Origin of the sequence: Allocoleopsis sp., assembly GCF_036703385.1 — a bacterium.
Taxonomy (GTDB): domain Bacteria; phylum Cyanobacteriota; class Cyanobacteriia; order Cyanobacteriales; family Coleofasciculaceae; genus Allocoleopsis.
On record NZ_DATNPA010000521.1, the window covers coordinates 1 to 12,605 of the forward strand.

General features: G+C 45.9%; 9 protein-coding genes and 1 pseudogene. 5 read left to right on the plus strand and 5 right to left on the minus strand.

The window, feature by feature from the left end:
- Positions 1 to 885, plus strand: an 885-nt coding sequence (locus V6C93_RS25240) for a S1 RNA-binding domain-containing protein (protein ID WP_333479426.1), incomplete at its 5' end; no start/stop codon positions are given.
- Positions 886 to 1,196: 311 nt separating this feature from the next.
- A complete protein-coding gene (locus V6C93_RS25245; protein ID WP_333479427.1) occupies positions 1,197 to 2,300 on the plus strand; it encodes an endo-1,4-beta-xylanase in 1,104 nt (367 codons plus the stop codon).
- Positions 2,301 to 2,366: 66 nt separating this feature from the next.
- On the opposite strand, the gene V6C93_RS25250 is transcribed toward V6C93_RS25245, so the two are convergent.
- The 5 genes from V6C93_RS25250 to V6C93_RS25270 all read right to left on the minus strand — a co-directional run bounded on the left by V6C93_RS25250 (position 2,367) and on the right by V6C93_RS25270 (position 9,302).
- Positions 2,367 to 4,007, minus strand: a complete 1,641-nt coding sequence (locus V6C93_RS25250) for a 2OG-Fe(II) oxygenase (protein WP_333479428.1) — start codon at positions 4,005 to 4,007, stop codon at positions 2,367 to 2,369.
- 404 nt (positions 4,008 to 4,411) lie between these two features.
- Complete coding sequence (locus V6C93_RS25255; protein ID WP_333479429.1) at positions 4,412 to 5,395, minus strand: DUF4340 domain-containing protein; 984 nt, start codon at positions 5,393 to 5,395, stop codon at positions 4,412 to 4,414.
- A gap of 136 nt (positions 5,396 to 5,531) precedes the next feature.
- Positions 5,532 to 7,355, minus strand: coding sequence for a GldG family protein (locus V6C93_RS25260; RefSeq protein WP_333479430.1), 1,824 nt, complete (start codon positions 7,353 to 7,355; stop codon positions 5,532 to 5,534).
- Between the two features lie 129 nt (positions 7,356 to 7,484).
- Entirely contained in the window at positions 7,485 to 8,285 is an 801-nt protein-coding gene (locus V6C93_RS25265) for an ABC transporter permease (RefSeq protein WP_333479431.1), read from the minus strand.
- Positions 8,286 to 9,302, minus strand: coding sequence for an ABC transporter ATP-binding protein (locus V6C93_RS25270; RefSeq protein ID WP_333479432.1), 1,017 nt, complete (start codon positions 9,300 to 9,302; stop codon positions 8,286 to 8,288). It abuts the gene before it with no gap.
- A gap of 335 nt (positions 9,303 to 9,637) precedes the next feature.
- On the opposite strand from V6C93_RS25270, the gene V6C93_RS25275 reads away from it, so the two are divergent.
- The 3 genes and pseudogenes from V6C93_RS25275 to V6C93_RS25285 all read left to right on the plus strand — a co-directional run.
- Positions 9,638 to 9,802: a hypothetical protein gene (locus V6C93_RS25275; protein WP_333479433.1), complete on the plus strand. Its 165-nt coding sequence runs from the start codon at positions 9,638 to 9,640 to the stop codon at positions 9,800 to 9,802.
- Positions 9,799 to 10,764: pseudogene (locus tag V6C93_RS25280) on the plus strand (transposase); the annotation flags it as partial. The gene V6C93_RS25275 and the pseudogene V6C93_RS25280, both read left to right, overlap by 4 nt.
- 794 nt (positions 10,765 to 11,558) lie before the next feature.
- The coding region (locus V6C93_RS25285) for a DUF1565 domain-containing protein (protein WP_333479435.1) at positions 11,559 to 12,605 on the plus strand (1,047 nt) is incomplete at its 3' end.

Below are 12,605 nucleotides of genomic sequence, written 5' to 3' on the forward strand. Positions count from 1 at the left end.
GTATTGCCACCCCAAGAAGACTTCCCTTACGTCCTCCGGGTCGTGTCAGAAGTGCTTTCTTCCAATGGTTCGACATCAATGGGTTCGGTTTGTGGGTCTACCCTGGCGTTGATGGATGCCGGTGTACCCATTACCAAGCCGGTGAGTGGCGCGGCAATGGGTCTGATTAAAGAAGGGGATGAAGTCCGCATTCTCACCGATATTCAAGGCATTGAAGACTTTTTGGGTGACATGGACTTCAAAGTCGCGGGTACCGACACTGGTATCACGGCGTTGCAAATGGACATGAAAATCAGCGGTCTGTCGATGGATGTGATTGCCGACGCGATTCAGCAAGCCCGACCGGCGCGATTGCATATCCTGGAGAAAATGCTGGCGACGATTGAGATACCCCGCACGGAGTTGTCGCCCTTTGCACCTCGCCTGCTGACCATGAGAATTGATCCAGAACTGATTGGTCTGGTGATTGGCCCTGGCGGCAAAACGATCAAGGGCATTACCGAGCAAACGGGTGCCAAGGTGGATATCGAAGATGATGGTACGATTACCGTTTCTGCGATCGACAGTGAAAAGGCGAAGAAAGCGGTTAACATTATTCAAGGCATGACCCGTAAACTCAATGAAGGGGATGTCTATGCGGGTCGCGTCACACGGATTATTCCCATTGGTGCCTTTGTAGAATTGCTGCCTGGGAAAGAAGGCATGATCCACATTTCTCAACTCGCCGACTATCGAGTGGGTCGGGTAGAGGATGAAGTAGCTGTCGGGGATGAAGTTGTTGTCAAAGTTCGAGAAATTGACAGCAAAGGGCGCGTCAATCTTACCCGTTTAGGCATTCATCCAGACGAAGCCGCAGCGGCACGAGAAGCGGCAGCAATGACCTAAAACTGCTTAAAAAAGGATGAAGTAAGAAGAATGAAGGCTGAAAAATTTCATTCTTCTCGCTAGAAAGATTGTTCAACTCCCACCAGTCCGTAGGTGCCCAATAGATGGGAGTTGGATAAAATTTTAGACTTTTACGAAAGTATCAAGTCTGAATGTTTCATCCTTCAAACTTCTCGCTTCAGCCTTGAGTTTAAACTAGGAGTTTTGAGTTTTGAGTGAGTAGGTGTGAGGAAGTAGAAAGCATTAAGTTCTATAGATAATTAAACTCTCAATTCAAAACTCATCAAGAATTAAACTTGATAGATAACTGTATGAAGTACCGTCTATTTCTGGCTTTAGTGGTGGGTGTGCTGGTATCCTTTTTAATCCTATTTAGGGTAAGTGCGACACCATCAGCACCAATCCTCTCAGCTACAGCAGCCGCAGAAACAGAAACATCCGAGGCTCCTCTACGTGAGCTGGCTCAAAAGCGCGGAATAGGCATCGGTACGTCAGTAGACATGGGGCCTTTCTGGAATGATGCCAACTATCGAAAGGTTCTGGCACGCGAGTTTAAAATTTTAGTACCCGAAAATGCATGGAAATTTGAGTTCGTACATCCAACGCGCGATCGCTACGATTTTAGCCAGGTCGAGACATTAATCAAGTTTGCCCAAGACAATAATATGGAAGTGCGCGGTCACCCTTTGGTCTGGCACTATTCATTACCTAAATGGATCAATGAAGGCAACTTCAGCCGGGACGAATTGATCAAAATTTTAGAAACCCACGTCAAGACTGTAGTCGGTCGTTATCGAGGTCAAATTCCTACTTGGGATGTCGTGAATGAAGCCATTAATCGAGATGGCTCCTTGCGTGACACGATTTGGCTGCGAAATATTGGCCCTGAATATATTGATATGGCTTTTCAGTGGGCCCATGAAGCTGACCCACAAGCCAAGTTATTTTATGGGGAGTATATGACGGAAGAAATCAATCAAAAGTCAGATGGTGTCTATACTCTAGTGTCAGGTTTGCTACAACGTGGTGTACCGATTAATGGAGTAGGTTTCCAATCCCACTTAGGATTGAGCTACTTACCAAGGCTAGACTCCCTGAGAAAGAACTTTGATCGCTTCAATCAACTGGGTTTGGAGGTTCAGTTCACTGAATTGGATATGAAAATTCAGGATGGTAAAGGAAGTTTGGAAAAGCGCTTGGCAGAACAAGCAAAGGCTTATAGAGATCTTCTCCAAGCGTGCCTACAGGCTAAAAAATGTACAGCGCTAATTACTTGGGGATTTACAGACCGCTATACTTGGATTGCCGATGTGACGGGCGAGGTAGAAGCACCCCTGATTTTTGACCCGTCTTATCATCGAAAACCAGCTTACAACGCCATCAAAGAACTTTTAAGTTCTAATGGTAACGGATAATCTGGCTTTTTTATTACTTCGTTATTTCGGAGAGTGACAGAAGATGGCGAAGTTCCACTCTTCTAATCATGGTTGAAAAGCCGCTCCAAATCGTAATTTTGATAAGGGAATTCTAGGAATTACAGTGTATTCTATCCATTCATGCAATAGCTGAGTACTTTCTTTAGAAAAATCACTGTTATCCCAACAGGCTGTCCAATTTAAAAAACTATCAAGTTCAGTTTCAGTATGCAAGGAATCTTTTTTTGGGCAAGGATACCATCCTCTTAACTTGCGGGTTTCATCGGATGCCGTTATACGTAACAGTACCACTTCACCAGGCTGCCGCTTGAACCAATGTAAGTCTTGTAGTGTGCGGATATCGCTAAGTAATAATACCTCTGCATTGGCTTGTTTCGCATTGGATATTACTTCCTTTAGACACCATTCTGGATCTTGAGCATTTCGTGCTGTGTGGTGAGCGATCATAGCAAGACGATGAGATTCTTTAAATTCACGGTCATTCTCTAAACGCATAGCATCAATACCAATTGATGCAGCATATGAACGCTTATTGATATGACCGAGTGCAGTGCGGTAAACTGAAATACCTTTGGCAATTAAGGAATCGTAAAGCAGATTAGTTATGTAATCTTTACCTGAGGCTCGTTTACCACTTACTAAAATGTATATCAATGGTTGCACATTTTTCGCACGCAAGCCATTAATAAATTCTCCTGTGGATGCAGGAGAGACTTCTACCTTTTTCTCATTGGAATCTTCCTTGGAAACATATTCATCAGCACAAGAAAAAGTTTCACACTGATGAATACCAGAACCGTGACCATCATCAGCACAGTCACATAACCATACTTCCCCGATATGGTTCCTAGTACCATACTTAATTGCTGTTTCTGGACACCAATGTAGTATGTTAGGAGCTAATGTAGATACATTATGTAGTAATAGAGAAATATCTTCTTCAAACACTTCATACAGTACATCACCTCTCATAATGTACTTCACTCCAGATTTTACTTCAGCACCATCATGTAGAACATTGTTAACGTGATCGAAGATCAAGACGCTACCTACTTCTGGTTTTACTTCATGAGTAGGTGAACTAGATGGCTTAAACTTTTTCACTTCCCCAAGAGGAATATCATGACTAGCATATCGGACAGGTTCATAGTCAGAATAGAAGCGAGTATTTCCACCCGTAAAATCATCATTCAAATAAATTTGTACAGTAAAAATACTGATAGATGGGGTGGGGTATTGCAACATTTTTGCTCCATCATAATGAGGCACAAAATGACCTTTGGAAAAGTACTTAATATATCGCCAATGATGAGTAAAGCGTTTTAATCTCCAACGTACACCATCTATCTGTACAATTTCTGGTAAGTAGCTTTTCAAACGTAACATGATAGCGTCACTCATACCCAGATCAACTGTGTGACGGCGTTCACATGCTCGCACTGACTTATCAAAAGCAGTAGGGGTACTGAAACCTAAGCTCTCGGTAGCATGAATCAAGCTTGTACTTTCAAAAGCAGACAAGAGTCCTCTTACAACACGAACTTTATTGCTACTAGGAATTACAAAGCGGAATCGTGGCTCTAAATATTTAGAGGAATTAGTTTTATCGTGACCAAGTGGTAGAAGCAAATGAGATAGACTTTCACGATGAACAGTGCATTTTGGTTTAAATGCTTTAATAGGCATATTTGATGAAGCTAGAGCGGACAACATAATATCTTTTATAGTACAAAAAAAATAATGATATGCCTTTCATGTTGTGCAAACTAAATGTGGAGCAGCGTTTACTGTAATATCTAGTGGAAAAATATTATTTTCGGCAGAGTTCCAAAACCTGAATTTAGCGTAGCAAAAAGAGTCAACAATTACATTACCAAAAGCTCAAACAGACTCTTGGTCAGCACAAAACAGCTACTCAAGATTAATTACTACTCCCCCATTTCCTTATCAAGGGCATCATTCTCAGGATTGAGGATTTATTAACCTCTAATTTTTTGCATCGGGGCATGGCATTGCGAGGCCCTGACTTACAACTTGCAAATTTTGCAACTTAATTAATCCACGTTTCTCAGTAATTTATTAGGTTAGGGTTACGGCTTTTCCGGAGATGGTGAAGGTTTTGTACTTGGAGTCACTGATGAGGGCTTAGAGTTCTCAGAAGAAGGTGAGGGCTTCGGACTTGGAGTCGCCGATGAGGGTTTCGGTTTCTCAAGAGAGGGTGAGGGCTTCGGACTTGGAGTCGCCGATGAGGGTTTCGGTTTCTCAGGAGAGGGTGAGGGCTTCGGCTTTTCCGGAGAAGGTGAAGGCTTCGGAGTGGCAGAAGTTGGTGAGGACTTTGTACTCTTAGGCGTCGCTGAAGGTTTAGGAGTTTCAGCCGTCGGTGAGGGATTAGAATTCGTAGGCGTTGGTGAAGGAGTAGGACTTTTAGGTCTTTCCGCTTGGCTTTGCCATTCCGAAACCGGGCGATTTACGGCATAGTCAAAGTCTATCGGTACTAATAGTACTTTCAATTGCCCTGGTGTCTGCTGCGGCGAGTCTGCCTGCGCATAAAGGAAACTGCGATTAAAGTCGGGCTTACCTAAGACTAACCGATGATTTTCCTTATTTTTGAGTTGTACTTTTACAGTTGCTAAAGGTTGATTTAATCCATACTCCTGACGCTGGTTACCAGGGATAAAAAAAGAGCGATCGCTTTTTCCTTCCACTAGCAAGTCCAAGAGAAATGCTACAGCCGCATCACTTGCAGGAGCTTCTTTGGGCTGCTTCATCTGCCAATTGGTTGTTCTCCCTTTCCCACTGACCCGCTCAAATTCTAACGTTTCTGTATTCGTGTAAATTGTTAGAGATTCAATCTGGTCTTCTTTAAAGGCAAAGATTGGCTCCTTTGTGGTCTTAGTCACTTCCTGGTTTTGGGCACGCTGAATTTCAGAAAAATAAACACCACCACCTAGTAATGTTGCTGTGATTAATAAAACCAGAGTTGTCCGCTGTAGCTTCATACTCAAGGGGTTGAAGGTTGAAAGTTTTAAGGTTGAATGTTGAAGGTTGTTCGCGTAGCGTTCCCCGTTCGCCATAGGCGTTCCCGAAGGGTAGGGGTAGATTTTTAGGTTGGAAGTTTATAACTCTCAGCTGTCAAGTTGGGCTAGGTTCTCGTACCAATTCCGACGCTGCACGAACAACCTGCCAACTTTCAACTTCTAACTTTCAATCTTAACGGCGTCGCCACCACATCACTCCAGCTGTCATCAATCCCAATAAGGGCATAATCAATAGCCCTGTCCAACCTAGTATCCCAGCTTGCATGGATGTTAGATTAGTGCGACGGTTTTTCTGTTCTTTGGGACGGATGGAAAGGGTTTGATCGTCCCGCTTACTTAACCAACTGACGGAGTTGAGGAAGACATCTCCATTTAGTTGCTGCTCAAACCAACCATTTGTACTGAAGCTAGAGTTTCCGATAACTACCAGTCGTGACTCCGATGTCCTCTTATCAGTCTGCCCCTCATTTGCCAATAAAGGGGATGCTTGTCCGATGGGAGAGGATGAAGGGGAGGGTGATGTCCCTGGAGTTACTGTTACCTGTGGTGTGGGTGTAGGTGAGGCTTTAGCTTGCCCCGTAGGAGAGGGTGACGCCCCAGGACTTGCGGTTGCTTGAGCTGTTGGTGTGGGTGAGGCTTTGCCTTGCCCCGTAGGAGAGGGTGAAGGGGAGGGTAACTTCCCAGGACTTGCCGTTGCCTGTGGTATTGACGCGGGTAACGCTGACGAGGGTATAGCTTTGCGGCTCAAGGCAACAGCTAGGGTTAAGGGGCCTGGGCGATCGCTTTTTGGATCGAATTGTAGGGGTTGCTTCTCAGGGGTACTCTCTGCCCAACTTTGTTCGTTGGTACGCAGCAGGGGAGTTTCCGTCACACCTTGTTTAGGAATAACCTCAATGGGTTGAGCAACTGGATAGAGAGAATAGTTATTGCCAAAATCTTTGGTAATGGGATGGTTGCCGTAGGTTGTGACCAACGGTGTGGCGGGGCCTAATCCTGCTACACGCCCTTGCCCCGAAGCGTCTATGACAATCTGACGATCTAGCTTGACACCCCAGTCTGCGAGTAAGCTATCCATTGCAGCATTGATTTCCGGGTCGAGCATCAACAGTAGGCTGCCACCCGTTAAGAGATAATTGTTCAGCGCTAGTACTTCTGGCTCAAACAGCGCCCGCTTAGGACCCGCAACAACGACCAAAGAAGCATCCTTGGGAACTTCTGATCGCTCAGCTAAGTTGAGAGGTAGGGGAGTAAAGCTTTTATCTTTTAAGGCACTCAGTGCTTGAGAGAGTCCACCTTCTATCTCATCTAGGGGGCGTTCTCCATGACCTTGGAGGAAGTAGACTTTATCGATGCGATCGCTCGTTAATTGTTCGATACTATTGGTCAGCTTAATTTCCGATAGGCGATCAGTTTCGTTTACCGTCTGCACCAACTTTTGCTTTTGACCATACTTGAGGTGAACTTCCCCAGGTAACTTAACATTCAACTGTTGAGCCAGTCCCGGTTTTAACTGCGGGTCAACAAACTCATAGTCCAACTTCGACCCATAACGACGGTAATTCTTGAGCAATTCCAGGTCATTTGGGTTAGGATTCGGCGAAAACACCCAAACCTTCACTGGCTGCTGCAATGTTCTCACCACCCGTTGCGATAAGGGCGAGAGGGTAAACAGCTGATTTTCCGTGAAGTCTATTCGCTGTCCATAGCGAACTGCTAAAAAGTTGATCAGCCCTAAAATCACAATCATTGCCAGCGTGGCGATAATAGCATTCGTTCCGGCTTGAGTAGAACGACGTCCCCAAAAACCCGGTGAACTACCTAACAAAATCAGCCACAATACAATAATTGCTAGTCCAGCAATCAGCAACCCTGAAGATATTGGCGACCATTCGCCAGCGACCACCCTGGCGCTTAGACCCATGATGCTCAGAATTGGGCCGAGCCAAAACAGGTATTTTAAATAATTATTTTTCGGTTTTTTTTTGATAGTCTTCATAGGAGTCATTCGTTATTAGTCATTAGTCCTCATGGATGAGTAATGGGTAATGAGTAATTCTTGTGAAAGAGGTTTTGGGTGCAAGTTCCTCCTTGTCTCCCATTCTCCAGTCCCCCATAAGCTATTGACTTAAGTGCGCTGGAAGCGTAATGCATCGATATATTGAGCGGTTAGAAATATCCCTAGAATAATGTAAGTGGCAAACAAAATGAGGCTACTGGGATCGAGGATGCCTTTAACAAGGCTGTTATAGGTTTCTAGCAAGGATAAATGACCGATCACTTCACCAATGGGTCCCTTTATACTTTGGGCAACCCAACCAATCACCCAAAGGAAAATATTCAGACCAAAGGTGATAAAAGCTGCCAAAATTGTGCTGTCGGTCAGCGAGGAAATGAACATTCCCAAAGAGAGGATGGAAGCGGCTAATAAGATTAATCCGGTGTGAGCGACTAAAGGGACGGCAGGGGGGAGGGGGGGATTGGTGGATGAGAGTGCGATCGCTTCATAAACCAGCAAGGGCAGGATCATGAAGATAAAAAAGGCTAGCACGCCCAATAATTTGCCGACAGCCACTGCCCAGTTGGTAATTGGAGAGGTTGCCAATAGTTCCAATGTCCCGTATTTACGTTCCTCTGCATACAACCCCATCGAGAGAACGGGCAGCACAAACAACGTTAGGGGGCCGAGGACACCCAAGAACGCATTTAAAAATTCATACGCCACATCCAAAGGTGGTGCAGGTACCCCCATTTGGTCTCGCTGCGCGACTTGCTGAATGATGCCATCTGGACTCAGAAGAATCGCTACGAAAAAGAAGCCCGACAACAACCAAAATATGCTGGCGACTACATAAGCGAGAGGTGAACCAAAATAACCCTGTAATTCCTTGCGAACGATCGCCAAAATGTTGGCAATAACGACACCCATCTACTGCTCTCCTCCAACTGCTGCATCGGCGATCATATCAGGCTCCTCAAGCTCATCATTCAACTGTTCAACAGGTTGTTCCCGTGTTGTCAGTTCTAAAAACACATCTTCTAGTGTGACGCGAGTCCGTCGCAGTTCATGAATTCCTAATCCTGCCCCGAAGGTGACGGCAGCAATATCGCGTCCGGGTTCGGCACCGGGAGCATTGACAATACGAAGCAGGGAGCGATTTGCGGGTAGTTCGGGATTTTTAACGAGTTCGACCATACAGATTCCAGGCACAATCTGTAAGAGTTTTTGTAACTTTCGGGCATCGCCATCTACTTCTAGCTCATAACCTGCCCCTCCAGCCAACTGAGCCATCAAGTTTTCGGGAGTATTAGTTGCCACAATCCGACCTCGGTTGATAATCGCGACGCGGTTACAGGTCATACTCACCTCTGGCAGAATATGGGTCGAGAGGATAATTGTATGCTCTCCGGCGAGGCTTTTAATTAAGTTACGGACATCGATGATTTGTCGAGGGTCGAGTCCTACAGTGGGTTCATCGAGAATAATTGCCGGGGGGTCGTGTACGATCGCTTGAGCAATCCCGACACGTTGGCGGAAGCCTTTGGACAATTTGCGAATTAGGATTTTGCGCTTTTGGGTTAGGTTGCAGCGTTCCATCGTCCAGTTGACTCGTTCGGTGCGATCGCCTGCCACAACGCCTTTAATTCGTGCGACAAAGTGCAAAAATCCCTCAACCGTCATTTCCCGGTAGAGGGGGGGCGTTTCTGGCAAGTAACCAATCCGCCGTCTGATTTGCATCGAATTTTCATGCACATCGTAGCCAGCAATCCGCGCTGTACCGTTGGATGCGGGTAAATATCCGGCCAAAATTCGCATAGTTGTGGTTTTCCCAGCACCATTTGGCCCTAGGAATCCCAAAATTTCCCCAGGCTCAACCTTGAAGGTAACATCCTCAATGGCTGGGGTAGAACCGTAGATTTTGCTGAGATGCTCGACTTCAATCATAGTGCTGGTCTTTTACCATAAGGGTTTTACAATTGGGGTCACAAGGTAGGGTTTTGGGATGCTCCCCAATTTTAAAGGGTAGCCCTCAATAGTAAGGATAAGCGGCGAGCAAGAACTTAGTTTGCCTAACCACAGTTTTTGGACAAGGAAGACAAGGGAGAGAGATTGGAGACCGTTGTCCAATAATGGTCTTCAAAGACAGATATGGTATCAGTCAACCTGGGTTTCACCCATTACAGCGGTAGAAAAGTTCACTGGGCGACTTTTGTCCATATTTTTGTAAATTTGTCAAATGAGCGCTAAGCAAAAAAATAAAGTTAATCAATGGAAAGTTCATGACATCCCATACTGAAAAACCCCTTGAGGTCATCGGCAATTCACTTGATGATTTGAGATGCGATCGCACTATCGGCATTGTAGAAGCGAAACCCTTACGCGCTTCAAGAGTGATAGCGTTGGCTATCGCCCTGCAGCAAGTTAACATAAAATCTTTTGAATGACCGAACAACATGCTGATTACGACAATCCTTGGAAAGACGCACTCTCCCTTTATTTCCCAGCCTTCATCGAATTCTTCTTCCCCAAAATTGATACCAACATCGACTGGAATCGAGGCTATGAATTTCTCGATAAAGAACTGCAACAAATTACACCTGATGCCGAGATTGGGTTGAGAGAAGCCGATAAATTAGTCAAAGTTTGGCGACTTGACGGTGAAGAAACTTGGGTACTGGTTCACATCGAAATCCAAAGTCAAGTCCAGACTGTTTTCGCCGAGCGGATGTATGTTTACAATAACCGCATTTTTGACCGCTATCGACGGCAAGTTGCCAGTTTAGCCGTTTTAGCTGATGACCAACCCTCTTGGCGACCAACCCAATACAGCTATGAAATTTGGGGTTGCCAAGTTTTGTTGAAATTTCCAACCGTCAAGCTGCTTGACTACCAACTGCCTACACTAGAAGCAAGTACCAATCCCTTTGCCATTATCGTATTAGCTCATCTCACCACCCAGCAAACCAACAAAGACCCTCAAGGGCGGTATCAGGGGAGATTAAGAATTGCCAAGAGTCTCTATCAACGAGGATACAGCCGTCAAGATATTCTGGAGTTACTGCGGCTCATCGAGTGGATGATGAGGTTGCCGAAAAATTTGGAGCGTGATTTTAAGCAAGAACTGACACGTTTAGAGGAGGAAAATCAAATGCCTTATATTCTGAGTTATGAGCGCCGTGCTCTTGAAGCTGAAGCGGCTCTAAAAGCAGCTCAACAAGAGGTACAAGCGGCTCAACAAGCAGCTCAACAAGCAGCTCAACAAGCAACTCAGCAAGCAGCTCAGCAAGCTCAACAAGCTCGTCAAGAAGCCATCCTGCAAAAGAGTCGAGAAGCTGTCCTTGAAGTTCTCCGAATTCGATTTGAGAGTGTACCGAATCCTCTAGAAGAAGCCATCAATCAAATTGAGGATGAGTCAGTTTTGAAAACCTTATTTGGACAAGCGATCGCAGCCCGCTCAATAGGAGAATTCCAGGAACGTATTGACGCATTACTTCCTAAAGATGAAAGAGAAGAAGAACATCAAGAAAGCTATGTTCCTAATCTTGAGACACGCGAAATCCTCGCTCGTCTAGACGGAATCCTGCAAAAAGGTCGAGAGGATATCTTGGAAGTTCTGCGAGTGCGATTTGAAAATGTCCCGAATTCCCTAGAAGAAACCATTAATCAAATCGATGAGGATTTAGTTTTGAAAACGCTGTTGAGACAAGCAATCACGATTGGCTCATTGGAGGAATTTCAGCAGCAAATTCCTGGGTGAACGTCGGCAGATGAGAAAGAAGTCTCGCACAGCTTGGGGTTACAAACAAAAGCCTTCCCGAAGAGTAGCCTGCGTAGATAGGCTAAAATATTTTCCTCGCATTTAGCCCCGCAGGCGGACGAAAGTAAACGGTAGAGGCAAGACATACCTTGCCCGTACAGAGGATTGGTTTCAACTCAAGTGAAGAGCCTCTATAAAGTGGTGTCTGTGCGATCGCATCTCCTCCCTAGTTTTGGGGCCCCTCCTAAAGTAAGAGAAACAGTAGAGGAAGCGATCGCGCACAAATATTCACTATTCTGCCAGGCCATCTCAAGTACTCCTCTTGCCAAAGGGGTCTAGGGGGGAGCATAAAAGAATCAGCTGAAGTGGTTGATTGCCCTACGCGATCGCATTTCCTCCCTAGTTGTGATGCTCCCATTGTTTTGTTCTGGTAAAAAACAAATATGGTTCAGTCCACTCTCTACGTCAACCCCCTGACTGGCAAGGATGCCGGTACTGGTAACTCCCAGTCCCCGTTCAAAACCTTAACGCGGGCACTCGCTGCCGCGTCAACGGGAACGACGATTCAGTTATCAGCGGGAACCTATAATGCCTCTGGGGGAGAAGTATTCCCCTTAGTTGTCCCTGCTGGGGTGATGGTGCTGGGACATGAACCTAGTAAAGGGAAAGGAACCTTAATTGTTGGCAGTGGAAAATACAACAGCCCAACGTTTAATGTACAAAACATCACCCTGCGACTAGAATCGAAGGCTCAATTGCGAGGCATCACGGTCACCAATCCGGCAGAAAAGGGCACGGCAGTCTGGGTTGAATCAACAGCCCCCCTTGTTGCCAACAATACATTCACGGGCTGCGGTCGTGAGGGGGTGTTTGTCACCGGTACCGGTAAACCCTTAATTCTGGATAATATATTTATCCAAAACGCGGCTAGTGGCGTTTTTTTGGTGCGCCATGCGAAAGGGGAACTGCGACGCAATCTGTGTCAAAAAACCGGCTATGGTATTGCGATTAGCGATTCGGCGGCTCCCTTAGTCACAGACAACAACCTGGTGAGTAATAATGCGGGAATTTTCCTCTCTCGTGGGGCGCGACCCGTACTGCGCCGCAATTTGATTGAGAAAAATACTTCTGGAGGTCTGGTGGTCACGGGGGATTCTAGACCCGATTTAGGCAGCAGCCAAGACCCAGCCGGTAACATCCTGCGGGATAACGGTCAGGTCGATCTGCAAAATAGCACGTCTTTGACGTTGGTTTCAGTGGGCAACCAGCTGAATCCAGCACGGGTGCAAGGACCTGTCGCATTACGTTCGTCTCAAGTCGCAGCACCGATGACGGGACCTGCTCTATTTAGTGACTTGGGCAATCATTGGGGGGTGGCATTTATCCAGGGATTGGTGACGCGAGGGCTAATTTTGGGCTTTCCCGATGGAACATTTAAGCCAGAAGCGAGCATGACTAGGGCGGAGTATGCAGCCATTATTGCCAAGACG

Excerpts from the sequence above, each read along its gene's own strand:
- V6C93_RS25255 (WP_333479429.1), bottom strand. The coding sequence starts at position 5,395 with ATGGCGAACGGGGAACGCTACGCGAACAACCTTCAACATTCAACCTTA.
- V6C93_RS25260 (WP_333479430.1), bottom strand. The coding sequence starts at position 7,355 with ATGAAGACTATCAAAAAAAAACCGAAAAATAATTATTTAAAATACCTG.
- V6C93_RS25265 (WP_333479431.1), bottom strand. The coding sequence starts at position 8,285 with ATGGGTGTCGTTATTGCCAACATTTTGGCGATCGTTCGCAAGGAATTA.
- V6C93_RS25275 (WP_333479433.1), top strand. The coding sequence starts at position 9,638 with ATGACATCCCATACTGAAAAACCCCTTGAGGTCATCGGCAATTCACTT.
- V6C93_RS25245 (WP_333479427.1), top strand. The coding sequence starts at position 1,197 with ATGAAGTACCGTCTATTTCTGGCTTTAGTGGTGGGTGTGCTGGTATCC.
- V6C93_RS25270 (WP_333479432.1), bottom strand. The coding sequence starts at position 9,302 with ATGATTGAAGTCGAGCATCTCAGCAAAATCTACGGTTCTACCCCAGCC.
- V6C93_RS25250 (WP_333479428.1), bottom strand. The coding sequence starts at position 4,007 with ATGCCTATTAAAGCATTTAAACCAAAATGCACTGTTCATCGTGAAAGT.